Source organism: Klebsiella sp. BDA134-6 (genome assembly GCF_015601345.1).
GTDB classification, from domain to species: Bacteria; Pseudomonadota; Gammaproteobacteria; order Enterobacterales; family Enterobacteriaceae; genus Klebsiella; species Klebsiella grimontii.
The window spans coordinates 3068451-3095251 of record NZ_CP064784.1 but is presented as its reverse complement, the minus strand read 5'-3'; the positions used below and the strand labels follow the sequence as shown (position 1 = coordinate 3095251).

The following is a 26801-nucleotide window of genomic DNA, read 5'->3' as shown; positions in this document are numbered from 1 at the left end:
CGCTTAGCGTTAACGCCGGTGGGCGAGGCCGCGTACCAGACGGTCGCCGGCCATCTGCACGCCCTGCACCAGCGCGACCAGAATAAGCACTGTGCCGACCATCACCTCGTTATTAAAACGCTGATAGCCGTAGCGAATGGCCAGATCGCCCAGCCCGCCGCCGCCAATCACGCCCGCCATCGAAGAGAAGCCGATCAGCATGACGATGGTCAGCGTGATGCCTGCCAGCAGGGTCGGCAGCGCTTCCGGCAGCAGCGATTTAAAGATCACGTGCCAGATGTTGCCGCCCATCGATAAAATCGCCTCGATACGCCCGTAATCCACTTCATCCAGCGCATTCTCCGTCAGCCGCGCAAAGAACGGAAAGGCGCCGATGGTGACCGGAACCACCGCGGCGGTACTGCCGAGGGTGGTGCCAATAATCAGCCGGGTGAACGGGATCAGGGCGATCAGCAGCACGATAAACGGCAGCGAACGACCAAAGTTGATAATCGCGCCCAGCACCGCGTTGAGCTTCGGCATCGGCGCCAGGCCATTGCGGCGCGAAACAAACAGCAGCACCCCGGTCGGCAGCCCGAGCAGCACGGTGAACAGCGCCGCCAGGCCGACCATATAAACGGTATCTACCGTGCCCTGAAATAGCAGCGGCCAGAGATCTTCCCAACTCATGCTACTCCGCATAATGGCCTCCCGTGAAAACCGTGGCGGGCAAGGAAATCCCGCTCCGCCTGAGGATCGTGTAGCAGCGACTGCCGTAGCCGCGACCATGGCGCCACCAGCAAATCGGCGATTCTGCCGCTTTCAATAATCTCCCCATGCTCCAGCAGCGCCGCGTGGTCGCAGAGGTTTTTCACCACGTCCAGCTCATGGGTGATCAGCACGATGGTGAGGTTCAACTGTTGATTGATATCCGCCAGCAGGCTGAGTACCGAGGCCGTGGTCTCGGGGTCGAGGGCGCTGGTGGCCTCATCGCACAGCAGCACATCCGGCCGCGCGGCCAGCGCGCGGGCGATCCCCACGCGCTGTTTTTGGCCGCCGGAAAGCTGTGACGGAAAGGCGGCGGCTTTATCCGCCAGCCCGACCAGTTCCAGCAGCTCCGTCACCCGCGCCTGTCGCGCCGCTTTCGGCACTTTGGCTATCTCCAGTGGCACCGCGACGTTATCGGCGACGCTGCGGGCGTGCAGTAAATTAAAGTGCTGGAAGATCATCCCGGTGCGCAGCCGGTACTCGCGCAGCGCGGTTTTATCCATCCGGGTAATATCGTTCCCGTTCACAATAATGCGGCCCGACGTGGGCCGCTCCAGCAGATTCAGGCAGCGTATCAGCGTACTTTTGCCTGCGCCGCTGCGCCCAAGGATGCCGTAAACGGCTCCTTTCGGCACTTGCAGAGAGACATCGTTTAGCGCCGGTCGGCCTGTTCCGGCATAGGTTTTACTCAGCCCGACAATCTCAATCATGACTGAGGGGCAACCGGGATCACCGAGCCGTTATACTGCTTACGAATAAATTCGGCGACCTGCGGCGAGGTGAGGTCTTTGGCCAGCGCCTTGATGCGCGGATCGTTCGCCAGCGCCGGCGTTGTCACCAGAATGTTGGCGTACGGGTTGTTGGTCGCGCTCTCAAGACCCAGCGCATCTTTGGCAGGCACCAGGCCCGCTTCCAGCGCGTAGTTGCCGTTAATCACCGCCAGGTCGACATCGTCCAGCGATCGCGGGATTTGCGGTGATTCAATCTCAAGGATTTTCAGGTGTTTCGGGTTTTCCACAATATCTTTCGGCGTCGCCAGGGTGGTCGCCGGGTCGGTGAATTTTGCCGCCAGCTTAATCAGCCCCTGATTTTGCAGCAGGAACAGCGCGCGGCTCAGGTTGGTGGTGTTGTTCGGTACCGCCACGGTGGCGTTCTCGGGCAGCGATTTAAAATCTTTATGTTTGCGCGAATAGATCCCCAGCGGCTCAATATGCACGGTCGCCGCGACGGCGAAGGTTTTGCCCAGCGCTTTCTCCTGATCTTTCAGATAGGGCACGTGCTGGAAGTAGTTGGCATCGACGTCGCCGTTGGCCAGCAGTTCGTTGGCGTTAACGCCGCTGGTAAGTTCGACGATTTTCAGGTCGAGGCTGGGATCGATCTTTTTAATGTAGTTAAGGATTTCGGCGTGCGGCACCGGGTCCGCGGCGACGCGCAGCGCGGCGGCATGGGCGGAAGTCCATGCCAGAGAGAGAGACAGTGCAACCCCTGCCAGTTTAAATGCGGCATATTTCATCATCTTATTCCTTGTGTCTGTTGTTATGTTTATACCCGTCATACTTCAAGTTGCATGTGCGTTGGCTTTGTTACTCGGCTCATCCATGAGCCTCGCCCCTGCGGGGCCAGCGCAAGCGCTGTTCAAGGCATGAGTGCCTTGTCCTGCAACCCGAATTATTAGGGTCTACACGATCAATTGCTCGGCGCGTTCGCGAAAAACATCCTGGTAGTAGCGCTCGGCGACATCAGGATGCGAACGCAGACGCCCTTTCAAGTAGTTCCAGCCCACCTCGCGCAGCAGTGGGTTTTGCGGGTCGCTATCCGGTCCGAGGGCTTCGCGGGCCAGCTCGTCAGGCAGCGTGTAGACGGGGACTACGGCATCCAACTGGGCGCCGAGGAAAAAGGCGATCGACAGCCGCTGCTGGTTGGCGGGCGGCGAAACGACCCGGTGCACCGTTGCGCGCAGATAGCCGTTGGTCGCCAGCTCCAGCAGTTCACCGATATTCACCACAAAGCTGCCCGTCAGCGGGGTGGCGTCAATCCAGCGGTCGGGGGAGACTTCGACCTGCAATCCTTTCTGCTCATCCTGCAACAAGAAGCTGAGGAAACCGGAGTCCTTATGCGCGCCAACGCCCTGGGCGCTCTGGGTTTCCTGCTGGCCGGGATAACGGATTAGCTTGATATGTTCGTTGGGTTTTTCGCCGTACAGGCCATCAAAGGCATCCAGCGGCAGGCGCAGCGCTTCGGCGAAGGCGCGCAGCAGGGTGATCCCCACCTCGGTCATTTCCCGTTGCCAGGTTAATAGCGTTGGTTTGAGCGAGGGCAACGCCTCTGGCCAGAGATTCGGCCCCTGCAGGCGCTGCCAGCGGGGAGCGTGTTCGTCAAGCCGAAGCGCCGGACGCTCGGCGCCGATATCAAACTGCTCGCGCCAGTCGGGCTGACCGCGGGTTAATTCCGACGCGGCGCGGTTGTAGCCGCGAAAATGCGGGGAGTGAATCATCGCCACGCTCTGCTTTTGAGCGTCGGGAAGGGCAAAAAAAGCGCGGGACTGCTGCTGTACGGCCTGCTGCAGCGACTCATCAACGCCGTGGTTGATCAGATAAAAGAAGCCGATATCGCGGGCGGCGTGGCGCAGGTCGGCGAGAAACGCCGCTTTTTCAGCGGGATCCGCGTAGCGGGCCAGATCCAGTATCGGTAAAGTTGTCGCGTTCATTGTGTTCTCCGAAGGCGGTATTCAGATGTTTTCGTCGGTACAGGTCCAGGGTTCGGGGACAACAACAGCGCATGATCGATTCCTCAGTCGGGTGGTTGAAGCCAGCTTGCCTTAAGCGAAAATATTCAACCAATAACGTTCTTTTCTAATTTATGACCGGGGAGGGTTCTGTGCTTTTGCGAATTTTGGATAAGGGAGAGGCGGGGCGGTTGCGATTGGCGTCGGGAGCCAGTATGGTGAGCAAAATTTTTAATTCAGGTAAAAGACGCAATGCAGCACCCAAACGATCCTCTGCACGGCATCACGCTTGAGGCGCTATTAAACGCGCTGGTCGCGCAATATGGCTGGGCCGAACTGGCGAAACGCATCAACATTAACTGCTTTAAAAGCGATCCGAGCATTAAATCGAGTCTGAAGTTTTTACGCCGCACGCCGTGGGCGCGTAAAGAGGTGGAAGCGCTGTATATCGATTCGCTGTCCACTGCCGAGACGGCAAAAGAGGACGCTCCGGCGGATAATCCGTGGGCTCACTGGCAGAAAAAGTAAGGCGCGCAGCGGATAATTCCGCGCGCGCCTTGCGCTGTGTGTTACTGAAGATTGCCTGCGGTCAGGCTCTCTTTATCAAAGGCATGGCTGACATCTATATGATTCTGATGCACAGACGTATCGATATTTGAACCTGCCTCCGGGCTAGCAAAGCTATTCTCTGCGGCCATCGCGCCGGACGAGAGTGTAGCAGCCAGAAGCAGTGCGGTGACTACGCCGATATTTTTCATGTTGTGTTCCTTATTTCATCGTGTTGTCGCTGTCGCCTGTTTCTTGCGGCGGCCCGGCAATGTTGTTATATACCCTAAATAATTCGGGTTGCAGGACAAGGCACTCATGCCTTGAACAGCGCTTGCGCTGGCCCCGGAGGGGCGAGGCCGAAGGCCGAGTAACAAAGCCAACGCACATGCAACTTGAAGTATGACGGGTGAGTTTATTTCGTCAGCTCAGCGGTCATATGTACGCGGTTATTGAACTGCGCGCTGGTGATTTTGTAGGACGCGCCTTGTTCTGCGGCCTGAGCGGCAATTTTGGCTTCTGCGCGGTCCAGAGTGGACGCGCTGGCGCTGATGCTTTGGGCAAAAGAGCCGAAAGAGATCAGGGAAAGAGCGGCAACTGCAACGAAAGTTTTGATGGATTTCATGGTCGTATTCCTTAAGTGTTTTATCAGTGTTGGAGCGTTGTTGCCCCGATGTGATAAATGATAGGCCGACATGGTGATGATGAAAATCGAAACAATTTGCTCTCATTGTTCAGTAAATTTGAAAGATTAGTGGCGGTTTACGCCATCCTGTTTTGCTAAGAAAATCTGATTACAATCCCGCCTCATTGTCATAACAAATATATAAAAAGTTATTTTTTAACTTTCCATAGACTATTTTCTTGTTTGCTATCGTCTGAACCCCGGCAATATAGTTTTTACACAGCAATCAACGCCGATAAGCGGCGGTTTTTAAATCATTCACGACTATCACATTATGATGACTCTCAATAAGATTAGTAAAAGTTTCTCCGGGGAAAGAGTACTAAAAGAGGTATCGCTTAGCGTTAATTCCGGTGAGATTATTTGCATTATTGGCCCCAGCGGCTCAGGAAAAACCACGTTATTGCGTACGCTTAATTTCTTAGAGCCCGCCGATAGCGGGCAAATAAAAATAGATGATGTGGTGCTGGATTGCGCAACGGCGGGGAAAAAAGAAATTGAAAAGCTACGCGGTAAAACCGCCATGGTTTTTCAGTCATGGAATCTGTTTCACAATCTCACCGCAGCGCAAAATATTACCGAAGGATTGATTTACGCTAAAAAACGTCCGCGTCAGGAGGCGCTCAATATTGCTGAGCGGCTTTTAAAGCAGGTGGGTTTGCTGCATAAAAAAGACCACTATCCCCACAGTCTTTCCGGCGGCCAAAAGCAGCGTATCGGAATTGCGCGCGCGCTGGCGATGAGCCCCGCCGTGCTGCTGCTGGATGAGCCGACCTCGGCGCTGGATCCTGAAAAAGTGGGTGAGGTGCTTGAGCTTATTCAGACCATTGCCGCCGCGGGCCAGACAATGATCATCGTCACCCACGAAATGGCGTTCGCCCGCCAGGTCGCTTCCCGGGTGGTATTTATGGAAAACGGCGAGATTGTCGAACAGGGCCCGGCGGAACAGATATTTGGCGCAGCCCAGCAGGGCCGCACCCGGGCCTTCCTTGCGCAACTGCACTATCACGCCTGAGGCTGAAGATGAACAATCACCCGCTGTTTAGCTGGCAGGATATTGCCGGGATATTGCCGAAGCTGCTGGAAAACCTACCCGTGACCCTCGGGATAGCGCTGGCGTCGCTGCTCCTTGGTTTGACGATCGCGCTGCCGATCGTGTTGCTGCAATTTAGCCGCTTTAAACCGTTCAGAGCGGCGGCAAACGCCTATACTGACATTCTGCGCGGCGCGCCCCTGGCGCTGCTGATCCTGCTGTTTTTCTTCGGCGGCAAATTAATACTCACCGCGCTGGCGCTGCCGCCGCTGCTGATTAGCGATACCACCTTTGCGGTTTTGTCTATTTCGGTCAGCATTAGCCCTTATTTTGCTGAAATGATGCGTTCAGCGTGGGGCGCGGTGGATAGCGGCCAGAAAGAGGCCATTACCAGCCTGAATATCCCCTGGCATACCGGGCTGCGGCGGATCATATTCCCTCAGGGATTCATTATTGCCGTCCCGGTGTTTGGTAATCTTTTAATTAACCTGGTGAAAATGACATCACTGGTCAATATTATTGGCATTGTTGATATTTTTGGTCGCGCGCAAAAGATTTCGCAAAATAGCTATGGGGCTAAACAGGTAGCGGCCTTTATTAGCGTTATTATCGTCTACTGGGTGCTGAATAGTTTTATTCTCTATTTAACTACTCGTATTGAAAAGAAATATCAGTTCCTGCTGGAGTGATAGATAAACATGTTTAGCCTGGCGTTCATTCGGGATAATTTTACTTTTATATTAAGCGCGTTGCCGGTCACGCTGGCGATAACATTATTATCATTGCTGTTTTCCACGCTGCTGGGCGCGGCGCTGGCGTGGGCGATTATTCGTCAGATTCCGGGCGTTCAGGTTGTGGCGAAGGTATTCCTCTCCTTTGGCCGTTCGGTCCCGGTGCTGGTGATGCTGTATTTCTTCTTTTACGTCTGGCCGTGGGTGGCCATCGGGCTGTTTGGCGGCCCGCAGGACACTATGTTCGGCTATAAACTCTCGCCGCTGGCGGCGGCGGTCACCGCGCTATCGTTGATTTTCAGCGCTTATTTCGCTGAAACCTTTCGCGCCGGGTGGAACGCGGTTGATAAAGGGCAGCGGGAGGCCGCATGGTCAATTGGGCTAAGCGGGTTCACGCAGTTCCGACGCATTATTTTGCCGCAGGCGGCGGTATCCGCGCTGCCGAACTTTACCAGCGTGCTGATCGATCTGATTAAAGACACCTCGCTGGTTTACACCATCACCGTTATTGATCTGATGGCGAAAGCCAATATCGCCGCCGCGCGCGGGTTTCATTTTGTCGAAGCCTATTGCGTCGTGCTGGTGATTTATATCCTGCTGTGCCTGGCGATTGCCAGAGCATTGCGCAGTGCAGAAACGTTTCTGAGCGCCCGCTGGCAAGGAAACGGACAAAAGAGTGGTCCACGGTTATCATTTTGGGGAAAGTATTTTGAAAAATAACATATTACTGGTGAGTTCGCTCGCGTTAGCAATGGGAATTAACGGCGCGCAGGCGGTTGAGAAAAGCGCAAATGCCAAAACGGTTGAGGTGGTCGTCAATGCTAACGGTTTTCCCTTTAGCTTTGTTGACGATAACAACAATATTACCGGTTACGATGGTGACCTGTTAAAGGTGCTGGACCAGCGGTTAACCGACTATACGTTTCATTTTAATGCGGTCTCGCGCGACGCGATGATCGTCGGCCTATCAACCGGCGCTTATACCCTCGCGGCGGATCACTTTTATCTCACCAAAGAGCGGGCAGAAAAATATGACCACTCCGGCGAACCGACCGGGATCAGCGATTTGCGTCTGATCGTGCGTAACGATGAGAGCGATATTCATAACCTTGGCGATCTCGCCAGCGGTAAGAAAAAGCTAGTGCCGATCCACACCTCCGACGCCCGGTATACGGTGATTGAAAACTACAATAAAAAACATCCGGGCCAACAAATTAACCTCCAGCCCAACGGCGAACAGTCCGCCGCCGATATTTTCAAAGCCGTGGCCTCCGGAGAATACGATGCGGCGATTTATCCCATCGGCGCGCTGCTGGCGCTAAATAAGGCGCTAAATCTTAATCTGAAAGCTTCGGATTCCGTCGGCCTGTTTCCTAACGTCTATTTGTATAAAAAGAATACCGACCCGCAGCTGATCAAAGCGATTGACGCGCAGCTGGTTGCCCTGAAAAAGGACGGCACGCTCGCTGAGCTCTCGCGGAAATGGTACGCCGAAGATGTGTACGCCCTGCCGGGCGCCAGCGATGTGAAAGTGAATACCGACTGGGAATAAGCGCATGACGCCAATAAGTTCGGAACCGGCGCATAACGCCGCCACCTTAAACGATGAGGTGACCCTGGCGCTGCGCGCCATTACTGAAAAACGCGCGGCAACAATCGGTTATCTGTTGGACGAAAGCCGACAGCGCCAGATCGCCGATGATTTTGCTCGCGAGGCAATACGCCATTATGGCCGCGATCTCGGGCATAAGATCCGCGCACAAATGGAGAATGAACGGGATTTGCAGGAGTTTGCCGGGCTGTTTACCCGCGGTCTGGAATCTCAGGTTTATGAGATGGAACCCGTCAGCATCGGCCGGGCCGAGTTTATCGTGCTGTTTCACTACTGTCCTTATGTCAACTGCTGGCAGCAGCAGGGGCGAGGCGCCAGCGAAATTGCGATGCTGTGCGATATCTGCATGGAAGGCGATCATGCATTAACCGATGCGTTTTCGGGGCTGCATTTAGAGGTGCAGACCGCGCTGGCCCGCGGTGATGCCGCCTGTCGGCTGCGTTTTTATCAGGCAGAGGAGCGGGAGGGAGAATGACAACCTTAACGTGGGACCACGCGGTCCAGTTCGTTAATCAGCCTGAAGCGGCGATAGAGGCGCTGAGCGGACAAAAGCTCAAAGCGGTGGCCGGTGGGCGCCATCCAGGCTGGGGGACCCGGAATGCGCTGAGCTATTTCGGCCTGACCTATATCGAATTTCTGGCGATTGCCGATGGCGCAGAGCTGCTTTGCGCCGCAGAGACGTTTTTACTCTCCCGGGATGCCTCACGGCTGCTGCCGGAAAATGAAGCGCTGTATCGGGTGGCGCTGCGTAGCGACGATATTGCGCGCACGCATGCGGAGCTACATCAACAGGGACTGCGGGTTTCGCCGATCGTCGATGGCCAGCGCAACGATCCGCAGGGCAACGTTATCAGCTGGCGGATCTTCACCATTGACGGCGACTTTGAGGGCCTGGTCTATCCGTTCGTTCTGCAATGGGGGGAAGAGGATGACGTCCGGTTGAGCCGCCTGCAGGCCCAGGGTCTCGCTGCGCCGCATCCGCTGGGGGAGATAGAGCTGCAGCGCGCGGTTTTTGCGGTTCACAACCCCCGGACGGTACGCGACCGTTGGCAGCGGCTGTTTGGTTTTTCCCCGCATGGCGAACTCGGACTGGAGGTGGGCGGCCGTGAGTTTATCTTCCGCCACGGCGCGGCGAACCAGCTGACTGAACTGGTGTTTCGCGTTGCCGACCCGGCGCTGAAAGGCCGGCGCTTTCGCGTTGGCAACGGCGAATATCTCTTTGAATAAGGAGCAGGAACCATGGCAAAGGTCCATTTTATCGGCGCCGGACAGATGGCGGAGGCAATTATTCGCGCGTCATTAAGCAACGGCGCGCTGCATGCGGACGCGATCTCGCTGGAGGATATCGACAGCGCGCGCGTCGAGCATCTGTATACCCATTATCGGTTGTCGGGCAACGGGGACGCGAGCGAGGCTTCTTTGCTGGTGCTGGGGATCCGCCCGCAGGACGATCTGGCGGCGGTGGCGAGCCGCGTACGCGCGCAGCTTAACGGCTCGACGACGGTGGTCTCTCTGATTGCGGGAGTGACCCTGCAAAAGCTGGCCTCCCTGTTTGGCGAGGCCACGCCGATTGCCAGGGTGATCCCCAATACCCTGACCGATACCGGATTTGGCTATAGCGGCGTGACCTTAAACGCGCACGCCAGCGCGGCGGAAATCGAACCGTTTCTGTGCGGCTTCGGTAAGGTACTGTATCTGCCTGAACGGCTGATCGATATCTTTACCGGTTTTGCCGTCGCGGGCCCCAACTATATCTACTATTTTATCGAGTCCTTTACCGACGCCGGCGTGCTGGCGGGGCTGTCGCGACCCCAGGCAATGGAGGCGGTGCTGGAAAATCTGCTCGGCGCGGTCGAGATGCTGCGCCGAAGCCAGAAGCATCCGCGCCAGCTGTTGGATATCAATAATTCCCCGGCAGGAGTCGGGATCCACGGTCTGTACGAACTGAACAACAGCGATTTTGCCGCCGGGCTTCAGCGTAGCGTACTGGCGGCGGTCAGACGGACCCGTGAACTGGGACAGCGCTAAGCCTCTTGCTCCCGCGCCGGGTCGCGCAGCGCGCCCGGCGCTTTTCCGATAATGCGTTTAAAGGCGCGGCTGAAGGCGGCATGCGAACTGTAGCCCAGCCGGAAGGCCACTTTTTCCAGCGCCTGACCCTCATGGGAAATGTACTGTACCGCGAGGCGCATACGCAGCTCGGCCAGATAGCGGGCGGGCGTGGTGCCGGTGGCGGAGAGGAAGCGTTCAGCAAATACCGAACGCGAGATTCCCGCCTCGCGGGCCAGATCCTCGACTTTCCAGTTAATGCCGGGCTGCTGATGCATCACGTAAATGGCCTTGGCCAGCTTAGGATCGCGCAGCACCTGCACCCAGCCGGTGGCGTTGCCGCAGCCGCACTCCACCCAGCCGCGGACAATCAGCGCGGCGACCACATCCGCCAGCCGCGCCAGAATGCCGGCGTAGCCCGCCTGTCGAGTGAGGCTTTCTCGTTCCATCGCCGCCAGCATCGGCGGGATCTCCGGGCGGCTGGTCAGCAGGCTACTAACCAGCATCACCTCGGGCATCGCTTTGACCAGCGGTTGCATGCCGCCCAGTTCAAAGTCCATACAGGCGCTGAAGATAATGGCGCTGTCGTTTTTCGCGTCGTCGCACGCGTTTTTGACGCAGCTTACCGAGTCGCAGACCGGTTCGCTGGGCAGTCTGGACACGTTCACCACCGCCGCCTGGTCATCGGAGAGCAGCACGTGACCATCGCCGTTGGGAATAAACAACGCATCGCCGCTCTGCAGCATCAGGCGCTGGCCGCTGACCATACGCAGCAGTACCGGCCCCCGGCTGATAAAGTGGAACTGCGCTTTACCGGGCACGAAGCCGAACTCGACGCCGAACGGGCGGGAGGTTTCGATGCGCCGGTAGTTGACGCCGGACAGGCGCATGCCGCGCAGGAGTTCGCTGGTGAGATCGAGGGCGTGCTGAGTCATAACATCATTCCCGGACGAATTATCAATAATCAAGGAGTATGCATCATAGATCGTCCGAACAGAAGCGCTTAACCTTAACGAAATGTTAATTGTTCTGGAGAGATGTTTATGAGTTCCTGCATTGCAGCTGAAGAGAGCCAGGCTAACGCCAGGCCCGCGTGGCGCGCCGTCTATGCGCTGGCGCTGGGGGTGTTTGGCCTGATTGTCGCCGAGTTTCTTCCTGCCAGTTTGTTAACGCCGATGGCGGCAAGCCTGGGCGTTAGCGAAGGTATGGCGGGGCAGGCGGTGACCGCGACGGCGCTGGTGGCGTTAGTGACCGGGCTACTGATCACTACCGCGACGCGAAATATTGACCGCCGCTGGGTGCTGATGTTCTTCTCGGTTTTGCAAATTATCTCCAGCATGATGGTGGCCTTCGCCGGTTCGCTGGAGTTTTTGCTGCTGGGGCGTCTGCTGCTGGGAATCGCCATCGGCGGCTTCTGGTCGATGTCGACCGCGACCACCATGCGCCTGGTCCCGGCGGCGATGGTGCCGAAAGCGCTGGCGATTATTTTTTCCGCCGTTTCAATCGCGACGGTGGTTGCCGCGCCGCTGGGCAGCTATTTCGGCGCGCTGATCGGCTGGCGCAACGTGTTTCTTATCTGTGCGCTGCCGAGCGTGGTTGCGCTGCTCTGGCAGCTGTGGGTTCTGCCCTCCATGCGTCCGGAGAGCGCCGGCAGCTTCGCTACGCTGTTTAAGGTACTGCGCCGTCCCGGTATGATTGGCGGGATGCTGGCGACCATCCTGATTTTCAGCGGCCACTTCGCCTTCTTTACCTATCTGCGCCCGTTCCTTGAAACCGTGGCTCAGGCCAGCGTCGAAGGGGTTTCCCTGATCCTGCTCGGTTTTGGGGTAGCGAACTTTATCGGAACGTCGATTGCCGGACATCTGTTAGCCCGAAGCCTGCGCCTGACGCTGGCGCTGGTGCCGCTGGCAATGAGCGTGCTGGCGCTGATGATGGTGGCGTTCGGTCACGTGGCGCTGCTGGATGGTCTGCTGGTGGCGATGTGGGGCTTTGCTTTTGGCCTGGTGCCGGTGGGCTGGTCGACCTGGCTTGCCACCACGGTGCCGGATGAAGCTGAAAGCGCCGGCGGTCTGCTGGTGGCGTCTATTCAGCTGGCGATTAGCGCCGGTGCGGCAGGCGGCGGGGCGGTGTTCGATCTCAACGGCGCGAGCGGCGTTTTTGTCGGCAGCGGCGTGCTGCTGGTCAGCGCCATGGTGATTGTGCTGTTTGCGGTAAGAGTCAAACCGGTAGTCAGCGAGGAGTAGGATATTTTCCGGGTTACGGATCCTGCTGATTTTGTAGCCCGGACAGGTGCGCGAGCACCGCCTCCGGGGAATATGCTGTGACGTGGCATTGCTGCGGCCTCTTCCCGGCTTGCGCTGCGCTTAGCCGGGCTACAGGGTTGCAGATTGCTGGTAACCCGTAGCCCGGACAGATGCGCAGCATCGCCTCCGGGGAGGGTGTTAACTCTCTTCAATATCATCGAGCAGATGCTGAATCAGCAGCGGAATCGGCCGGCCGGAAGCGACGCTTTTACCGCTTTCGCGCCACAGCGCCGTGCCGCTGACGTCGAGATGGGCCCAGGGGATTTCCGGCGGGCAGAAATGCTGTAAAAGCCAGGCGGCGGAAGCGCTGATCGCCGCATTATTGCCCGGCGTATTGCACAGGTCGGCGATGGCGCTTTCAGTCTGTTTCTTCAGCCTGCTATCCAGCGGCAGCGACCAGACTTCATCTCCGCTCTTTATCCCTGCCTGAGTCAATGCCGCCCGTAGCGTTTCGTTTTGCGTCATCAAACCGCTTAACTCGTAACCCAGCGCTTTAACCACCGCGCCGGTCAGGGTTGCCATGTCGATAATATAGCGCGCCTGCGGATACCGCTGGCTGGCCCAGGCAATGGCGTCGGAAAGCACCAGCCGACCTTCGGCGTCGGTATTATTGATCTCTACCGTCAGACCGTTGCAGGCCCGGGCGACGCTGCCCGGCTGCATGGCGTCGGGACCAATCGCGTTTTCCGCCAGCGCGAGAACGCCCATCGCCCGCACCGGTAGCCCCAGTTCGGCAATGCTCAGCATCAGGCCGAGGACGTTGGCTGCGCCGCACATATCGTACTTCATGGTGTACATCCCGGCGCCTTCCTTCAGCCACAGTCCGCCGGTATCAAAGGTGACGCCTTTACCGACGTAGCAGCGAACTGGGTCATCGCCGCCGCCATCATAATGTATCGCCAGCAGGCGCGGCGGACGCGTGGACCCTTTCCCCACCGCGTGCAGCAGGCCAAGACCCTGATCAACAATCGCTTTTTCATCCAGAACTTCGCAGCGCAGAGCAGGAATATCGGCGCACAGACGCCGGGCCTCTTCCACTACGTACTGCGGGGTACACTGTTCTGAAGGCAGATCTGCCAGCCGTCGTGCGGCAATCATGCCGTGCGCGATCGCCTGTTGTTGACGCACGAGGGTTTCCAGCGCCGGCCGCTGTTCGGGCAGGGCGTAGAGGGCGAGCTGGCGAAGGCGTGGCCTGACGGCTTTCACCTGATGCAGGCCTAAATCATCAAGCTGCCAGTCGAGGTTAAACAGTTCGCGCAGCGCTTTGGTTAACGCGCCGCTGCTCTGTTCCAGCGAACAGTCGAGGATAAGCGCTTCGCTCACCGGCTTTTTGCATAGCGGCCGCAGCGCCTCGCCCAGGCCATCGTTCAGCGTATCCTGCCACAGCGGTCGCGGAATAAGGGTGATACGGGCGAAGGGGGAACAGCCGAAGCGGGTATCCGCCACCTCGCCGCGGGCGGCCTGTTCCACCATTTCCGCGAGCAGGGAGCTTGAATTAAGGGGGGCCAGGGTTAACAGCGTACTGCCGGGCCAGGTCACCAGATGCGCGCCATGGCTGGCGCTATCCAGTCGGTTGATAAAACGGTAATCCAGCATGGCTTACTCCTCGATGGGGGCGCGAATGCGTGCGGCGTAGGCCTGCATCCATTCGTCGTCCACCGGACGGTAGTGGGTTTTCTCCTGTACGCGCTCGGCGCAAAATACGGTGAGCGGCTGGGTCGCGCTGGCGACGACAAAGGAGAAGGTTTTGATATTGGTGGCGGCGCCGAATTCGCCGCGGCGGTTCATGCACACCACCGAAAGATCGCCCGCGCGGCCAAAGCGTGACATCAGTTTGTCTTCCAGCTCGCAGACAACTGAGTCCGCCGCCTGCTGTGGCGTCATCCCCTGGGCCATGCGCCGGACGATTTCGTAGCTGGCGCAGCCTTTCATCAGATCTTCACCGACGCCGGTAGCCGTGGCGGCGCCGGTCTCGCTATCGCAGTAGAAGCCTGAGCCGATAATCGGCGAATCGCCCAGCCGCCCGCGCTTTTTCATAAACAGGCCGCTGGTGGAGGTGGCGACGCTCATGGAGCCCTGTTTGTCGAGACCGATAATACCCACGGTATCGTGGCCGTCGTAGGGGCTGAGGCCTTTATCCAGCGTTTCGCGGCAGCGTTTGCGGTAGTGCTGCATGGCCCGCTCGGTCAGCATCGATTTGGTGGCGAAGCCCTGGCTTATGGCCCACTCACGGGCGCCCTGGCCAACCAGCAGGCTGTTATAGCGCTGGCGGCTGAGGGCGTGGGCGACTTTCACCGGGTTGGCGATATCCACCAGGTTGCCGACTGCCCCGAAAGCCAGGGTATCGCCATGCATAAAGGCCGCATCCAGTTCGACCTCGCCGTTTTCCGTTGGCAAACCACCGTAGCCTACCGATTTGTACAGCGGAAAATCTTCTACCGCCGCCACCGCATTGACCACGGCGCTGGCGGTGTCAGCGCCAGAGGCCAGCGCCGTCGCGGCTTCGGTTACGCCTTCCAGCGCCATTCGCCAGGTGGCAATCATTCCCCACATTGGTTTACTCCTGTTTAGAAAGCGTGTTGTCCGTTTCGGCTCGGGCGGTGATTTCTGCCGCGCGATACTGCTTATCGACGATACGCATGAAGGGCAGGTACAGCATGGCGCCAATCAGCAAATTGAGGATCTGCATCACGCTACCGCTAAGATGCCCGGTGACGATAAACCCGCTGATCACCGGCGGCAGCGTCCAGGGAATAAAGACCCCGGTGGTGACGGCCACCGCGCCAATTTTCATCGCCGCGTACTGTACCGTCACCAGCACCAGCGGCACGAGATTAAACGGGATCAGCATGATCGGGTTCATGATCACCGGCAGGCCGAAGAGGATCGGTTCGTTGATATTAAAGATAGAAGCGCCAGCGCCGAGGCGGGCGACCTCGCGCATATTTTTGCTGCGGGCGAAAATCAGCATCGCGATCACCAGCGACAGGGTCGCGCCCGCGCCGCCCATCCAGATCATATCGAAGAACTGCTCGGTAATAATGTGCGGCGGAGTGACGCCAGCCTGAATAGCCGCGATGTTATCGGTCTGATTTTCCATCCACAGCGGACGAATAATGCCGTTAATCATCGAACCGGAGTTGATGCCAACCGACCATAGAATGGTAATGCTGAAAACGGTCATCAGCGCGCCGAAGTAGGAGGTACCGTAATGGCGTACCGGCGAGGCGACGACTTCATAAATAAACTGGTGGATGGTGGCGTAGTGGGTGTGCTCAAACCCGATACGAATCGCCAGGATCAGAATCATTACCAGCAGCGCCGGGATTAGCGCGGCGAACGACTCCTGCACCGCGGGCGGCACCCCGTCCGGCATCTTAATCACCAGCTTCTTGCGCTTAAGCCAGCAGAACAGTTCGGTCCACAGCAGCGAACCGATCATGGCGACGAATAATCCTTTAGTGCCGATCCATTCCACGGGGATCACCGTGATGCCGCCGTTTTCAGCGACCTTAATGAACGGCGTGAGGATCAGAAACCCCACCAGCGAAAGGATTCCGCAGGAGATGCGGTCATCGCCGTAGTGCTCCGCAAGACGATAGGCCACTAGGAAGCTGATAAACAGCGACATCGTGGAAAATACCGCGTTGAACGGAATTTCGATAATCGCGCTCCAGCTGGCGCCGAAGGTGCTGGCCATAAACTGCTGATAGCTCTGGTTGGGGAACGACGAGATCACCAGCAGAATGGAACCGACAATAATAAAAGGCATGAATGAAACATAGGCGCCGCGAATAGCGCCGAGGTGACGCTGCTGAGCGGTTTTCGCCGCCAGCGGCATCAGTTTGGCTTCAAGAAATCCCAGAACATTGTTCATTGTGAACTCCGTACAAGATCGACAGGGGCTGTGTGTGCTATCTATGGCGGATTATGCGAGAAAGCGGTGGGCTGAAAGGTGAAGCGGTTCACATTGTATTCTCTGCAATAATATATATCTCATATGATTGGTTATATTTTCTTTAGAGGATCGTATGGAAATTAAGCTGCACGCTAATGCTACCACCACCCCCAGAACGCGAAAATATCTCCAGGAGTCGACCAAAAGCGACCGGGAACTGGCGCAGGAACTGGGGATTTCCATTACTACGGTACGCCGCTGGCGCAACCGCAGCCAGATTTCCGATAACCACACTACGCCGCATTTGATACACAAGGTATTGAGACAAGAGCAGGAGATCCTGATAAACGCCCTGCGCGATGCGCTGCGCGCGCCGCTGGATGAGCTGCTGTTTATGGTGAATGAGGGGCTGGGCATCGCCATCTCCCGGGCCACCCTGAACCGCTATCTACGCCCGGCCCATGAAGGGCGGAAAAACGCCGCGCCGCAGGGAAAGAAAGCGTTAAAGGCAGGGATGCGCGCTGATACCCTGACGCTGCACTACCGCCAACTGGCGCTGTCGATGGATGATGGTGGTGAACATCATCTGCTGTGGGCGCAGGAGCCGATTAGCGGCTGGTGCTTTGGCCGCATCTATAGCGGGATCTCTCCCGCGCTGGTGGATAGCTGGCTCACCGAGGCGCTGAACGCCTGTCCGGCGCAGATACAATGTCTTGAGACTTATGCTCATAAGGGCTTCGAGCCGATACGCGCGGATTTGTCATGCGTAACGGTGATGACGGAGGAGTGCGGGGCGGTACAGCTTAGCGAACGATTAGCCGATATTATCCCGGCGCTGGATGAGCCTGACGCCACGCTGCAGCGGCTGTGTACGCTGTGGAACCAGGGGCGGGCGCAAAAGAAACTGGGTGACAATACGCCGCAGGGTTTTCTTGAGTCGATGAATCAGAACTAATGGTGGCGGCGGGGGCAGGCACGGCAGCCGCATTTTGCCCAGGTCCTAGAATATCTGCGACAGCAAAAGAGACCGCGTTTTTTGTTGGGCCACGCCAGCGACCCTGGAGGTCAGCCGTTTCGCAGGCCATCAATCGCGCTGTCGCTCAGCACCATCACCGTTTTTACGCTGACGCTGATCCTATCAATAATGGCCTGTCGCGGGCCTTCGCGCCAGGCGGGGCTACTATAAAAGCGCGCCTGGGAAGCGTTTAAATGCGCCAGGTCGTCATAGGCCCGTATCAGATAATAAGCGTCGTTATCATCAACTGAATTACCGAAGGAGACGATATCCATGCCGGCGGCACGGTGGCAGGGCGCGCTTTGTTCTTTCATTATCCGGTGAAAATCGTTCCCGGAACCCGGTTTAAGGGTATAAAGCAAAAACTCTACCGTTTTCATCCTGACATTTCCTGTGCAAATCCGTTGAAGGCTGCAGCAATACACCACAGCGCCGCGTTGAACACAACTCCCAATGTTTTGGCACTTCGCTCTGGCCAGCCCCGAAGAGCAGTTGCAAATCACTGCTTATAATTGTTATGTTATAACATAATAAATAAAACATTATAAAATCTGTGACTATTCACCTTTCTTTTTAAATGATAATGATTATCATCTATTTTCTGCGGTGAAAATGAACAAGAGAACGCGTTTCACTAATCCGTACCCAGGAGCGAGGGAGAACGGCTAATGGAGGAGAGTTTGACAAAGGGTGTTACGACCAATGATCCGGTACTTAGCGTCAGTATCGCATCGTTGCCGCGTCCCGGCGGCGGGGAAATTCTCGCCGACATTCATTTTAGTGCCGGTAAAGGAGAGTGTCTGGCGGTCATTGGCCCGAACGGCAGCGGAAAAACTTCTTTATTGCGCGCGATAGATCATGAACTGACGGTGCGGGAGGGCGACGTTCGCTTATATGGCCGATCCGTCGCCGCCTTAACCCGGCAGCAGCGGGCCCGGCAGATAGCCGTACTGGCGCAGAACGACGCCCCCGATATGCGTCTGGCGCTTGAGGATTATGTCGCTCTTGGACGTATTCCCCACGCCCGGGATATGTCACGGCGCGAACATGAAAGCATCGTAACCCGGGCGATTAACGATACGGGATTGCAGAAGCTGCGCACGCGCTCGCTCTCCGCGTTATCCGGCGGCGAGCGACAGCGGGCGGCGCTGGCGCGGGTGCTGGCCCAGTCGCCAAAACTGGTGCTGCTGGATGAACCGACCAACCACCTTGATCCGCATGCCAGGGTTGAACTGCTGGCATTAGTGAAAAGCCAGGGGATCACGGTCGTTGCGGTACTGCACGATCTGTCCCTGATTGAGTCCTTTGCCGACCGGGTTTTGCTTTTATCACAAGGGCGCGCCCTGGCCTGGGACGTGCCGGAGCGCGTGTTGGTTTCAGAACGGCTTTACCCGGTCTTTGGTTTGACCAGCTTTACCGTACCGCATCCCGAAACGGGGAAAGCGCTGCGGATTTTCGAGGTTCCAGGCTATGCGTAATACATTATTGAAGGATAACGAAGCATGAAAAAAGGGTTTGCAGGCATTATGGCGGTTCTTTCCATTTCAGCGGCAAGCGCGGCTGATTTCCCCGTCACTATTGAGAGCTGCGGAACGCCGGTGACATTCACCCAGGCGCCGAAAAGGGCGGTTGTACACGACCTTAATATGTCTGAAATGGCTTTTGCTCTCGGGTTGCAGGACCGCATCGTGGGCTTAACCGGCATTACCGGGTGGTACAAAATGACCCCGGAATTTAAACACCAGATGGGAGCAATTCCCGAGCTGGCGCCAAAATATCCCTCGCTGGAAACGCTGCTGGCGGTGAATCCTGATTTCTTTTTCGCAGGCTGGAATTACGGCATGAAGGTCGGCGGCGAGATCACGCCTTCCGTACTCGATAAATACGGCATCAAAACCTTTGTGCTGAGTGAGAGCTGCGTCTTTACCGCGGAGCATAAACGTAAAGCGAGTATGGACCTGCTGTACAACGATGAGCTGACGTTGGGCAAGATCTTTGGCAAGCGGCATGAGGCCCAGACGCTGGTTGACGGCTGGAAGAAAGCGCTGAACGCGTTGCCTAAACCGCCGCGGGGCGTACAGCCTTTGAAAGTGTTTGTCTATGACTCTGGCGAAGATAAGCCCTTTACCAGCGGGCGGTATGCCATGCCGACCGCGATTATTGAAGCGGCCGGAGGGAAAAACGTGATGGAAAGCCTGGAGATGAGCTGGGGAACCACCTCCTGGGAGAGCGTGGCGACGGCGGAGCCCGACTTTATTATTCTTCTCGATTATCAGACCGGCAGCGGCGCTGATTCGCTGCGCCGTTTCCTCGAAAATCATCCGTTAATGAAGCAGACACCGGCGGTGAAGCAGCAGCGCTACCTGAAGCTGCAATATGCTGAATTGACGCCCGGTCCGGCGAATATCAATGCGGCGGAAAAGCTGGCTCATGCGCTGTATCCAGCGGCTAACCAATGAAGGGCACTCCATATCGTTACTGCTGGGCAATGTGGGGCGCGCTGCCGCTGTTAGCCGGTTTGATGTTGCTCAGTGTTGCCAATGGGAGCGTACCGCTATCGCTGGCCCAGGTTCTTGGAGCCTTGCGGCTGCTGGATGTGCCGGTATCGGAGATGATTGGGCGTATTGTCATTGATTTACGCGTGCCAAGAACGCTGCTCTCAGTGCTGGCGGGCGCCGTGCTGGCCATCGTGGGCGGCCTTTTACAGACCACCACCCGCAACGATCTGGCCGATCCTTTTTTATTTGGTCTCTCCTCCGGCGCATCGGCGGGCGCGGTGCTGGTGATCACCCGATTTGGCGAACGGCTTGGCGCGCTGACGCTGCCGGTGTCGGCATTTGTTGGCGGCCTCTGCTCGGCGGTGGCGGTGATGCTGCTGTTTCATTTTAAAAAGCAGCGCGGCGCCGAGCACTTAGTGATTTGCGGGTTGGCGATCTCCTTTTTATTCGGCGCGCTGACCAGCTATCTGATTTTCTCCGGCGATCAGCGGGCCGCCAGTTCGGTACTGTTCTGGTCGCTGGGAGGGCTCGGTCTGGCGCGCTGGGATAATTTACCGTATGCCATATTCAGTCTGCTGTTTCTCGGCGGGTTCGTACTGTTACGCTGGCGCTCGCTGGATGGTTTACTGGCCGGCGAGCAGACCGCGCGGTCGCTGGGCATCAACGTGAGCCGCCTGCGAATGGAGGTTTTTTTCTGCTGCGCCCTGGCGACATCGCTGCTGGTGGCCTTGACCGGAGTGATCGGTTTTATCGGCCTAATGGTGCCGCATATGTGCCGCTATTTTTCTGGCGTAAAACATCTGCTGCTGCTTCCTTTATGCGGCCTGTGGGGCGCAGTGCTACTGTGCGGCGGCGATATTGTCAGCAGGACGCTGCTGGCTCCGCAGGAGCTGCCTATAGGGATCATTACGGCCGGCATCGGCGGACTGTTTATTATTATTTTGCTGGCCAGAAACCGGTCATAAACTGAGTCGCGCCGGGTCGCTTCCTGGCGCAGATTTAAACGAAGGGCAAACCACTGCCCGGAAGTCAGTGCGCGCATGCGCTTCGGTTCATGCGCAATCTCCTCCGTTGATAGTTTTATATTTTGATAAATTAAATATTTCAACGTTACTTGTTAAGTATCGTCTTTATCACAGAGTGATATGCTGCTACTTTCTCTTTAACCGACGCCTGGTAAGAAAAATCCTAAAGTAAGCGTGGGTATAAGTGCTGTCTCCGGGCCTGTGAAAATCCCATGGTTTACATTTCGCAGGGATTTTTCTGAAATTCACTCGTCTGGACAATAAATATTAAACAAACTTATAATTCACCCACTTCACTCATGGGTATATCCCCATGGCGCCTATTATACGCATTTCTATAAAGGATGATTGCACTTTCATGAGGGAAAGGAATGTTAACTATTTTCAGCCATAATCATTTTTTTAAAAGAGCCATGCGTCTGAAAATAAACGACATAAAATCGGTCAGAAAAGCGAATCTGGTCGATTTGTGCTTAACAAAGTACGCATCCAGCAGCTGCGCGCAGTTTCATTTTTTGATAAACAGCTTTGAAATGAAAAAGAGTTTTGTTTGTTTCCGGGTTGAAGGTAATATCATTTGTTTGATAAACAAAAGACGCACCGCACATATCGCCAGTATTATCGCCAGAGTGACTGATGGCATCCCCGTGGGAGAGGACATCACGTTAACAGAGAGAGAATTTCAGTATATTTTTATTATGAAATTTACCGTACTGGCAAAAGATTACCCAGAGCTGCTCGGCATTTCGCCCAAGGCCTACAGCAGCTATAAAAGAAGATTAATTGAGAAGTTTGGTTTTAACTCATTTCATGCGCTACTGGCGCTGTCTAATTATTTACACGCTTTTTCGCTGCTCGATAAATTCACGCCGGATTAATTGCTTCATCTGCATGCGCGACCATACCCTTATCTTCGCACTTTCATCTTATTTTTCCGCCTGCCGCGATTGTTAAGGAGCGTACTCACAAAGTCACTCTTTTTCATGTCATCTATTCTAAGCCTTATATCGAGGGCAGGGGGAAAACGGATCCCCACGACAATCTGTTCTGCCATCTCTGGCGCTTTGGGACCGCGGCATCAGCGTCTATAATCCGCACAGCGATGTGTTCCGCGAGCGGCGAGGCTAATCGTCTGTTGAAAATGGCATCAAGTCTTACGACGAGCTGATTGTCGTAAGCTGCCCAAATACAAAAAAAGGCTTATATGAAACAAATGACGTTGAGTGACCTCCAGCAACAAAGCGAACAGGCTGCAGCTTCGCCTCGTTTACGTGCCCATCGTAATTTCCACCCTGATTTAAGCGATCCGGTGCAACGCCTGGCCGTCGCTATGGAGCCGGGTACCTATGTTCGGCCTCACCGTCACCCGCACACTTTTGAACTGCTGACATCCCTTAGCGGACGCTTTGTGGTGTTGACCTTTGATGATGCTGGCAACGTAATCGAGCGCGTGGTGTTAGGCGAAGAGTGTAAGGTGCTGGAGATGGCGGCGGGTACCTGGCATGCCGTGTTGTCGATGGATAAGGGCGGCGTAATTTTTGAGGTTAAATACGGTGGTTACCAGCCTGTTACTGAGCAAGACGCGGCCCCGTGGGCGCCAGCTGAAAACGCGCCGGGAACTGCCGAGCTAATGAAGTGGTACGCCCGGGCGCAAGTGGGTGACGGCGGTTTTACCCTGTAATCGAGGCATTGCGCGGGGGCAGCTCCGCGCCAGCTTTTTTTATCCCTGATATAGATTAAGACGTTCCCGGCGCGTCAGCGGCTTATCAAACGGGTGACAATCTCCATGCGCTATTTATTGATAGTATTTATTCATAGTTAAACTTATCCCCTGAAATAGGGCCTCTGATATCCCTTTCACAGAAGTGTTAAACATATCTTAAACCACTATGTTATAATTTTTACGGTTTTTGTAAAGAATTTTCAATAACGCAATATGGTAATCTCAGTACTATAATTTATCTGCTGGGAAGGATCGGAATATACTCATTAAGAGCTGTTCAGGTGAATCAATGCATTTATGAATAAACATTAATGCGTGATTGGTTAAATTTTAACTTACTGATTTTTATATATTTTAACAAATTACAATCTTTAATTTATCTAATCATTAGAATTTCCTTATGATAATTTATATATTTTGGTTAAACCTTCTGTATCTCTGGGTTACGTAAGACGTTATTCAGAATATTTGCCAATGGAAGCGGGGAGTAATTGATGCACATCAATTAACAACCACCGTTTTCGTCACAATTATGGTATTTGGTATAAAAATTCGGAACTTTTAATTTCAAGTCTCTTTGCGAATTATCGCATAATGGTCTCGCTCAGAAGGTATCTGAGATTTGATATTCTATTAATAGTTAGGGACGAAATAATATGAAATTAAAATTACTAACAGTGGCCGTCTCTACACTTCTTGCTGCAGGAACCGTGCAGGCAGCTGAGGTGTATAACAAGGACGGAAACAAACTCGACCTCTATGGGAAAGTGACCGGCCTGCATTATTTCTCCAGCGATAAGTCAGAAGATGGCGATCAGACCTATGCTCGTCTGGGCTTCAAAGGTGAAACGCAGATCAACGACCAGCTGATCGGCTACGGCCAGTGGGAATATAACTTCAGCGCCAATAACGTTGAAGGCGACAACTCCGGCGACAAAACGCGTCTGGCGTTTGCCGGCCTGAAGTTTGGCGAATTTGGTTCTCTGGACTACGGTCGTAACTATGGCGTTGCCTATGATATCGGTGCCTGGACCGATATGCTGCCGGAGTTCGGCGGTGATACCTGGACCCAGACCGACGTCTTCGCCACCGCGCGTACCACCGGCGTTGCTACCTACCGTAACAACGGTTTCTTCGGGCTGGTTGATGGTCTGAATATCGCCGTACAGTATCAGGGTAAAGAAGAGGGCAACGGTCGCGATTTGGCTAAGCAGCATGGCGATGGCTGGGGTCTGGCCTCTACCTATGAGTACGAAGGTTTTGCCGCAGGCGCAGCCTACGCGGCATCAGATCGTACCGATGCGCAGGTTAAAGCGGGTCGCGACAATCCGAACGCATACGCCCGCGGCGAGAAAGCAGAAGTATGGGCGGCCGGTCTGAAGTATGACGCCAACAACCTCTACCTGGCGACCACCTATGCTGAAACCCGCAATATGACGAAGTTCGGTAGCGGCTATATTGCTAATACCGCGCAGAACTTTGAAGTGGTTGCTCAGTATCAGTTTGATTTCGGTCTGCGTCCGTCCATTGCCTACCTGAAATCAAAAGGCAAAGATCTGGGCCGCTATGGCGACCAGGATCTGGTTGAATACGTTGATGTAGGCGCGACTTACTACTTCAACAAGAACATGTCTACCTATGTGGACTATAAAATCAACCTGCTGGATGACACGAAATTCACCAACGATGCCAAAATCAGTACCGACAACATCGTTGCCGTGGGTATGACCTACCAGTTCTAAGCACAGACGTCTATTGTGCCATGCCTGCCAGCTTACCCTCCTGGCAGGCATTTTTAATGGCGGGCGCGGCGAAAAAAGCCCGACGCCGTTTCCCGCGCCGGGCAGAGTGAGAAGAGAGAGAATTTACGGCGCGGTAGTGAAAAACTCGCCGAACTTCACCGCCAGCCAGCCCACCGGCGTGGTGGCTCCGCCAACGATATTGGTAATTTCTGCCATCCCCTCCGGCACAGGAATATTAGAGTTGACCGCCGCCTGGGTGTATTCCCGCGAAATATCCGTTCCGACGTACAAAATACAGGTGACCACCAGCGTGCCGGTGATAAACATGCGGAACATATTACGTTTACAAAAAGGCGTTACCATCGCCAGCAGGAACATCAGGGAGGCCAGATCGACAAACGGCAGCACGCGGTTGCCTGGCAGAATAATCGCCAGCACCACCGCCATAGGGATCAGCAGCAGCCCGGTTGCCAGCACCGAAGGTTCGCCAATAAGCAGTGCGGTATCCATGCCGATATAGAAATCGCGGTTGGGAAATTTCGCTTTCAGCTTCGCTTCCGCGGCATCGCGCACGATCAGCAGGCCCTGCACTAAAATTTCGATCATTTTCGGTAGCAGCAGCATGGCGGCGGAAACTTTAATCGCCAGCGATACCGCAGCCGAGACATCGTACCCTGCCAGGAAGGCCAGCAGCAGCCCCAGCACGAAGCCCAGAGTGAGTGGCTCCCCGAAGACGCCGAATTTTTTATTAATACTTTCCGGGTCGAAATTAATTTTATTGATCAGTGGGATCTTATCAATAATATAGTTACAGGCAATACCAAACGGTACGTAGGTTATACAGGTAAGATGGGGGAATGATATCCCTTGCAGATTATAGTTTTTTTGCAAATACGGTGCGGTTAAATCCGCCGCCAGCAGGGTTAAGATAAATATGCCGAAGGTAATGCCTACGGAGAGCCAGTAGTTACCGGTGCCGGCATACACGACCGACCCCATAATCAGGAAAATCCAGTAGTTGAATATATCGATATTTACCGTCTTGGTTAATTTAAGCAGCAGCATGGCAATATTAATAACAATAAATCCCACGACTACCGGCAGCATTAGCGGCGAGCCCCAGCCGATAGTGGAGGCGGTCGGCCAGCCGGTATCGACCACCGTCAGGTGCAGGCCGATGCGTTCAACCATGGCCTGCGACGCCGGCCCGAGGTTGGTTAAGAGCAGGCCGATCACCAGTCCCACCCCTTCAAAGCCGATACCGACCAGCATCCCGGCTTTAAATGCGGTGCCGATTTTAACCCCAAAGCACAGTGCGATAATAAAGAATATTACTGGCATCATCACTGATGCCCCCAGACTAATAATGCTGTTGATAATATCCATAATATTTCCTTAAAAGGCGACCGAATTGGGCGCGAGCGAACCCGTGCCCAATGGGCCGTAGAAAAAACCTTAAGCGGCTCTTTTAATATTTAACCGAGTTGCTTCAGCAATATCTCAGAAAAAATCTTCGGCGAATTGCTGAAGGCATCAATAGTACTGCCGGCAATATGCGGCGTTATCGTGACGTTATTCAGCGAATAAAACGCGCTATTGTCCGGCAGCGGTTCATCATCAAACGTGTCGAGGGCGGCGCCCATGATTTTACCGTCCCGCAGCGCGGCGATCAGATCGCTTTCATTAATTAATCCGGAACGCGCTGTGTTGACGATAATGGCGCTCTCCTTCATTAATTCAAAATGATGGGCGTTGATCAGGTTTTCCGTTTCCGGAGTCATGCGGGCATGCAGCGAAATCACGTCCGCACGGCGAACCAGCTCGTCGAGAGTATCCACCTTTTCATAGCTGTCATGGCCGGGGACGTACTTATCGTAAAAGATAATCTCGCTGCCGAAACCGCGCAGGAAGCCGGCCACCAGCTGCGCGATATGCCCCAGCCCGACCAGACCTACCACTTTGCCGCCCAGTTCAGGAATGGCCCGGTGGTTAGGGCTCTCTTTACGCCAGAACTTATCGCGCAGCGCATCGTGCGAGCGGGCGATATTGCGCATTTCCGCCAGAATCATGCCGACGGTAAACTCCGCCACGCTGCGGGCGTTACGCCCCGGCGTGTTCATCACCTCAATTCCGCGCGCTTTTGCCTCCGCCTGATTAACGTTTTCAATGCCGCCGCGCAGCACGCCAACGTATTTAAGTTTTGGCAGCTTGTCGAATACCGCCACGTTAACCGGGGCGAACTGGACTATCAGGATCTCCGTCTCCTCAGCACCCTGAAGCAGAGCGGCAGGCAGCGCCAGCGCCTCAGAACCTTGCTGTTCAACCAGTAAATTATCCTCTTGCAGTTTTTCAATCGACTCATGCGACCATTCGCGCACTTCCACTGTAATACCTTTATCTTTCAGCGCTTTCAGACCCGTGTCCATCATCGCTGCATTGATAAACAGATCGGCAATTGCCAGACATTTCATA

Annotated in this window: 29 protein-coding genes; 16 read left to right on the top strand and 13 right to left on the bottom strand. The window is 55.4% G+C overall.

What is annotated here, in order from left to right:
- Nucleotides 1–9: 9 nt before the first annotated feature.
- The 4 genes from IYV58_RS14275 to IYV58_RS14260 all read right to left on the bottom strand — a co-directional run bounded on the left by IYV58_RS14275 (nt 10) and on the right by IYV58_RS14260 (nt 3454).
- Nucleotides 10–669 (bottom strand): methionine ABC transporter permease, encoded by a 660-nt coding sequence (locus IYV58_RS14275; RefSeq protein WP_162625996.1) that lies wholly within the window; start codon nt 667–669, stop codon nt 10–12.
- Nucleotides 666–1457, bottom strand: a complete 792-nt coding sequence (locus IYV58_RS14270) for a methionine ABC transporter ATP-binding protein (protein ID WP_075208541.1) — start codon at nt 1455–1457, stop codon at nt 666–668. Before IYV58_RS14270 ends, IYV58_RS14275 begins: the two co-directional genes overlap by 4 nt.
- Nucleotides 1454–2260 (bottom strand): MetQ/NlpA family ABC transporter substrate-binding protein, encoded by an 807-nt coding sequence (locus IYV58_RS14265; RefSeq protein ID WP_142469086.1) that lies wholly within the window; start codon nt 2258–2260, stop codon nt 1454–1456. Before IYV58_RS14265 ends, IYV58_RS14270 begins: the two co-directional genes overlap by 4 nt.
- A 165-nt stretch (nt 2261–2425) precedes the next feature.
- On the bottom strand, nt 2426–3454 hold the full coding sequence (locus IYV58_RS14260; RefSeq protein ID WP_087828146.1) for an isopenicillin N synthase family dioxygenase: 1029 nt from the start codon (nt 3452–3454) through the stop codon (nt 2426–2428).
- 270 nt (nt 3455–3724) lie between these two features.
- On the opposite strand from IYV58_RS14260, the gene IYV58_RS14255 reads away from it, so the two are divergent.
- Complete coding sequence (locus IYV58_RS14255; protein ID WP_004120037.1) at nt 3725–4000, top strand: VF530 family protein; 276 nt, start codon at nt 3725–3727, stop codon at nt 3998–4000.
- Nucleotides 4001–4041: 41 nt separating this feature from the next.
- Here IYV58_RS14255 and IYV58_RS14250 read toward each other — a convergent pair whose 3' ends face one another.
- Both IYV58_RS14250 and IYV58_RS14245 read right to left on the bottom strand, forming a co-directional pair.
- A complete protein-coding gene (locus tag IYV58_RS14250; protein WP_004120040.1) occupies nt 4042–4230 on the bottom strand; it encodes a hypothetical protein in 189 nt (62 codons plus the stop codon).
- Nucleotides 4231–4433: 203 nt separating this feature from the next.
- On the bottom strand, nt 4434–4643 hold the full coding sequence (locus tag IYV58_RS14245; protein WP_004120044.1) for a YdgH/BhsA/McbA-like domain containing protein: 210 nt from the start codon (nt 4641–4643) through the stop codon (nt 4434–4436).
- A gap of 334 nt (nt 4644–4977) precedes the next feature.
- Between IYV58_RS14245 and IYV58_RS14240 the strand changes: the two genes are divergently transcribed.
- The 7 genes from IYV58_RS14240 to IYV58_RS14210 are packed head-to-tail and all read left to right on the top strand — an operon-like array spanning nt 4978 to nt 10107.
- Nucleotides 4978–5718 carry an amino acid ABC transporter ATP-binding protein gene (locus IYV58_RS14240; RefSeq protein ID WP_049115624.1) on the top strand — a complete coding sequence of 247 codons (741 nt, stop codon included), beginning with the start codon at nt 4978–4980 and terminating at the stop codon, nt 5716–5718.
- Between the two features lie 8 nt (nt 5719–5726).
- Complete coding sequence (locus IYV58_RS14235) at nt 5727–6425, top strand: amino acid ABC transporter permease (protein ID WP_049115626.1); 699 nt, start codon at nt 5727–5729, stop codon at nt 6423–6425.
- A 9-nt stretch (nt 6426–6434) separates the two neighbouring features.
- On the top strand, nt 6435–7187 hold the full coding sequence (locus tag IYV58_RS14230) for an amino acid ABC transporter permease (protein ID WP_142468299.1): 753 nt from the start codon (nt 6435–6437) through the stop codon (nt 7185–7187).
- Nucleotides 7177–8019 (top strand): transporter substrate-binding domain-containing protein, encoded by an 843-nt coding sequence (locus tag IYV58_RS14225; protein ID WP_032741830.1) that lies wholly within the window; start codon nt 7177–7179, stop codon nt 8017–8019. Before IYV58_RS14230 ends, IYV58_RS14225 begins: the two co-directional genes overlap by 11 nt.
- A gap of 4 nt (nt 8020–8023) precedes the next feature.
- Nucleotides 8024–8554: an L-2-amino-thiazoline-4-carboxylic acid hydrolase gene (locus tag IYV58_RS14220; RefSeq protein ID WP_004120060.1), complete on the top strand. Its 531-nt coding sequence runs from the start codon at nt 8024–8026 to the stop codon at nt 8552–8554.
- Nucleotides 8551–9306, top strand: coding sequence for a VOC family protein (locus tag IYV58_RS14215; protein ID WP_004120062.1), 756 nt, complete (start codon nt 8551–8553; stop codon nt 9304–9306). Before IYV58_RS14220 ends, IYV58_RS14215 begins: the two co-directional genes overlap by 4 nt.
- 12 nt (nt 9307–9318) lie before the next feature.
- Nucleotides 9319–10107 carry a pyrroline-5-carboxylate reductase family protein gene (locus IYV58_RS14210; RefSeq protein WP_195729092.1) on the top strand — a complete coding sequence of 263 codons (789 nt, stop codon included), beginning with the start codon at nt 9319–9321 and terminating at the stop codon, nt 10105–10107.
- Here IYV58_RS14210 and IYV58_RS14205 read toward each other — a convergent pair.
- Nucleotides 10104–11060 (bottom strand): AraC family transcriptional regulator, encoded by a 957-nt coding sequence (locus tag IYV58_RS14205; protein ID WP_004120065.1) that lies wholly within the window; start codon nt 11058–11060, stop codon nt 10104–10106. The genes IYV58_RS14210 and IYV58_RS14205 overlap by 4 nt on opposite strands.
- 108 nt (nt 11061–11168) lie before the next feature.
- Here IYV58_RS14205 and IYV58_RS14200 point away from each other — a divergent pair, with 108 nt between their 5' ends.
- Nucleotides 11169–12368 carry an MFS transporter gene (locus tag IYV58_RS14200; protein WP_004120066.1) on the top strand — a complete coding sequence of 400 codons (1200 nt, stop codon included), beginning with the start codon at nt 11169–11171 and terminating at the stop codon, nt 12366–12368.
- Nucleotides 12369–12566: 198 nt separating this feature from the next.
- Here the strand turns inward: IYV58_RS14200 and IYV58_RS14195 are convergent, their stop codons facing one another.
- Genes IYV58_RS14195 through celB form a run of 3 tightly spaced genes read right to left on the bottom strand, consistent with a single transcriptional unit; the run spans nt 12567 to nt 16305 of the window.
- Entirely contained in the window at nt 12567–14024 is a 1458-nt protein-coding gene (locus IYV58_RS14195) for a leucyl aminopeptidase family protein (RefSeq protein WP_195729091.1), read from the bottom strand.
- 3 nt (nt 14025–14027) lie between these two features.
- On the bottom strand, nt 14028–14981 hold the full coding sequence (locus IYV58_RS14190; RefSeq protein WP_004120069.1) for a N(4)-(beta-N-acetylglucosaminyl)-L-asparaginase: 954 nt from the start codon (nt 14979–14981) through the stop codon (nt 14028–14030).
- A gap of 4 nt (nt 14982–14985) precedes the next feature.
- Nucleotides 14986–16305, bottom strand: coding sequence for a PTS cellobiose transporter subunit IIC (celB, locus tag IYV58_RS14185; RefSeq protein WP_087828143.1), 1320 nt, complete (start codon nt 16303–16305; stop codon nt 14986–14988).
- A 154-nt stretch (nt 16306–16459) separates the two neighbouring features.
- Here celB and IYV58_RS14180 point away from each other — a divergent pair, with 154 nt between their 5' ends.
- Nucleotides 16460–17281: an XRE family transcriptional regulator gene (locus IYV58_RS14180; RefSeq protein ID WP_123829343.1), complete on the top strand. Its 822-nt coding sequence runs from the start codon at nt 16460–16462 to the stop codon at nt 17279–17281.
- 110 nt (nt 17282–17391) lie between these two features.
- Here IYV58_RS14180 and IYV58_RS14175 read toward each other — a convergent pair whose 3' ends face one another.
- A complete protein-coding gene (locus tag IYV58_RS14175) occupies nt 17392–17721 on the bottom strand; it encodes an NIPSNAP family protein (protein ID WP_004120075.1) in 330 nt (109 codons plus the stop codon).
- A gap of 288 nt (nt 17722–18009) precedes the next feature.
- On the opposite strand from IYV58_RS14175, the gene IYV58_RS14170 reads away from it, so the two are divergent.
- The 6 genes from IYV58_RS14170 to ompC all read left to right on the top strand — a co-directional run bounded on the left by IYV58_RS14170 (nt 18010) and on the right by ompC (nt 24329).
- Nucleotides 18010–18819, top strand: a complete 810-nt coding sequence (locus IYV58_RS14170) for an ABC transporter ATP-binding protein (RefSeq protein WP_004120077.1) — start codon at nt 18010–18012, stop codon at nt 18817–18819.
- Nucleotides 18820–18843: 24 nt separating this feature from the next.
- A complete protein-coding gene (locus IYV58_RS14165) occupies nt 18844–19800 on the top strand; it encodes an ABC transporter substrate-binding protein (protein WP_087828142.1) in 957 nt (318 codons plus the stop codon).
- Complete coding sequence (locus tag IYV58_RS14160; RefSeq protein ID WP_195729090.1) at nt 19797–20804, top strand: FecCD family ABC transporter permease; 1008 nt, start codon at nt 19797–19799, stop codon at nt 20802–20804. Before IYV58_RS14165 ends, IYV58_RS14160 begins: the two co-directional genes overlap by 4 nt.
- Nucleotides 20805–21235: 431 nt before the next feature.
- Nucleotides 21236–21742, top strand: a complete 507-nt coding sequence (locus IYV58_RS14155; RefSeq protein ID WP_049115219.1) for a helix-turn-helix domain-containing protein — start codon at nt 21236–21238, stop codon at nt 21740–21742.
- A gap of 326 nt (nt 21743–22068) precedes the next feature.
- Nucleotides 22069–22545 (top strand): WbuC family cupin fold metalloprotein, encoded by a 477-nt coding sequence (locus IYV58_RS14150; RefSeq protein WP_004120085.1) that lies wholly within the window; start codon nt 22069–22071, stop codon nt 22543–22545.
- A 698-nt stretch (nt 22546–23243) separates the two neighbouring features.
- Nucleotides 23244–24329 carry a porin OmpC gene (gene ompC, locus IYV58_RS14145; protein WP_004120086.1) on the top strand — a complete coding sequence of 362 codons (1086 nt, stop codon included), beginning with the start codon at nt 23244–23246 and terminating at the stop codon, nt 24327–24329.
- A gap of 123 nt (nt 24330–24452) precedes the next feature.
- On the opposite strand, the gene IYV58_RS14140 is transcribed toward ompC, so the two are convergent.
- Both IYV58_RS14140 and IYV58_RS14135 read right to left on the bottom strand, forming a co-directional pair.
- Nucleotides 24453–25715: a PTS galactitol transporter subunit IIC gene (locus IYV58_RS14140; RefSeq protein WP_004113196.1), complete on the bottom strand. Its 1263-nt coding sequence runs from the start codon at nt 25713–25715 to the stop codon at nt 24453–24455.
- An 89-nt stretch (nt 25716–25804) separates the two neighbouring features.
- A complete protein-coding gene (locus IYV58_RS14135; protein WP_004120090.1) occupies nt 25805–26800 on the bottom strand; it encodes a 2-hydroxyacid dehydrogenase in 996 nt (331 codons plus the stop codon).
- Between the last annotated feature and the right edge of the window lies 1 nt (nt 26801).

Excerpts from the sequence above, each read along its gene's own strand:
- IYV58_RS14275 (WP_162625996.1), bottom strand. The coding sequence starts at position 669 with ATGAGTTGGGAAGATCTCTGGCCGCTGCTATTTCAGGGCACGGTAGAT.
- IYV58_RS14270 (WP_075208541.1), bottom strand. The coding sequence starts at position 1,457 with ATGATTGAGATTGTCGGGCTGAGTAAAACCTATGCCGGAACAGGCCGA.
- IYV58_RS14265 (WP_142469086.1), bottom strand. The coding sequence starts at position 2,260 with ATGAAATATGCCGCATTTAAACTGGCAGGGGTTGCACTGTCTCTCTCT.
- IYV58_RS14260 (WP_087828146.1), bottom strand. The coding sequence starts at position 3,454 with ATGAACGCGACAACTTTACCGATACTGGATCTGGCCCGCTACGCGGAT.
- IYV58_RS14255 (WP_004120037.1), top strand. The coding sequence starts at position 3,725 with ATGCAGCACCCAAACGATCCTCTGCACGGCATCACGCTTGAGGCGCTA.
- IYV58_RS14250 (WP_004120040.1), bottom strand. The coding sequence starts at position 4,230 with ATGAAAAATATCGGCGTAGTCACCGCACTGCTTCTGGCTGCTACACTC.
- IYV58_RS14245 (WP_004120044.1), bottom strand. The coding sequence starts at position 4,643 with ATGAAATCCATCAAAACTTTCGTTGCAGTTGCCGCTCTTTCCCTGATC.
- IYV58_RS14240 (WP_049115624.1), top strand. The coding sequence starts at position 4,978 with ATGATGACTCTCAATAAGATTAGTAAAAGTTTCTCCGGGGAAAGAGTA.
- IYV58_RS14235 (WP_049115626.1), top strand. The coding sequence starts at position 5,727 with ATGAACAATCACCCGCTGTTTAGCTGGCAGGATATTGCCGGGATATTG.
- IYV58_RS14230 (WP_142468299.1), top strand. The coding sequence starts at position 6,435 with ATGTTTAGCCTGGCGTTCATTCGGGATAATTTTACTTTTATATTAAGC.
- IYV58_RS14220 (WP_004120060.1), top strand. The coding sequence starts at position 8,024 with ATGACGCCAATAAGTTCGGAACCGGCGCATAACGCCGCCACCTTAAAC.
- IYV58_RS14215 (WP_004120062.1), top strand. The coding sequence starts at position 8,551 with ATGACAACCTTAACGTGGGACCACGCGGTCCAGTTCGTTAATCAGCCT.
- IYV58_RS14210 (WP_195729092.1), top strand. The coding sequence starts at position 9,319 with ATGGCAAAGGTCCATTTTATCGGCGCCGGACAGATGGCGGAGGCAATT.
- IYV58_RS14205 (WP_004120065.1), bottom strand. The coding sequence starts at position 11,060 with ATGACTCAGCACGCCCTCGATCTCACCAGCGAACTCCTGCGCGGCATG.
- IYV58_RS14200 (WP_004120066.1), top strand. The coding sequence starts at position 11,169 with ATGAGTTCCTGCATTGCAGCTGAAGAGAGCCAGGCTAACGCCAGGCCC.
- IYV58_RS14195 (WP_195729091.1), bottom strand. The coding sequence starts at position 14,024 with ATGCTGGATTACCGTTTTATCAACCGACTGGATAGCGCCAGCCATGGC.
- IYV58_RS14190 (WP_004120069.1), bottom strand. The coding sequence starts at position 14,981 with ATGTGGGGAATGATTGCCACCTGGCGAATGGCGCTGGAAGGCGTAACC.
- celB (WP_087828143.1), bottom strand. The coding sequence starts at position 16,305 with ATGAACAATGTTCTGGGATTTCTTGAAGCCAAACTGATGCCGCTGGCG.
- IYV58_RS14180 (WP_123829343.1), top strand. The coding sequence starts at position 16,460 with ATGGAAATTAAGCTGCACGCTAATGCTACCACCACCCCCAGAACGCGA.
- IYV58_RS14175 (WP_004120075.1), bottom strand. The coding sequence starts at position 17,721 with ATGAAAACGGTAGAGTTTTTGCTTTATACCCTTAAACCGGGTTCCGGG.
- IYV58_RS14170 (WP_004120077.1), top strand. The coding sequence starts at position 18,010 with ATGGAGGAGAGTTTGACAAAGGGTGTTACGACCAATGATCCGGTACTT.
- IYV58_RS14165 (WP_087828142.1), top strand. The coding sequence starts at position 18,844 with ATGAAAAAAGGGTTTGCAGGCATTATGGCGGTTCTTTCCATTTCAGCG.
- IYV58_RS14160 (WP_195729090.1), top strand. The coding sequence starts at position 19,797 with ATGAAGGGCACTCCATATCGTTACTGCTGGGCAATGTGGGGCGCGCTG.
- IYV58_RS14155 (WP_049115219.1), top strand. The coding sequence starts at position 21,236 with ATGTTAACTATTTTCAGCCATAATCATTTTTTTAAAAGAGCCATGCGT.
- IYV58_RS14150 (WP_004120085.1), top strand. The coding sequence starts at position 22,069 with ATGAAACAAATGACGTTGAGTGACCTCCAGCAACAAAGCGAACAGGCT.
- ompC (WP_004120086.1), top strand. The coding sequence starts at position 23,244 with ATGAAATTAAAATTACTAACAGTGGCCGTCTCTACACTTCTTGCTGCA.
- IYV58_RS14140 (WP_004113196.1), bottom strand. The coding sequence starts at position 25,715 with ATGGATATTATCAACAGCATTATTAGTCTGGGGGCATCAGTGATGATG.
- IYV58_RS14135 (WP_004120090.1), bottom strand. The coding sequence starts at position 26,800 with ATGAAATGTCTGGCAATTGCCGATCTGTTTATCAATGCAGCGATGATG.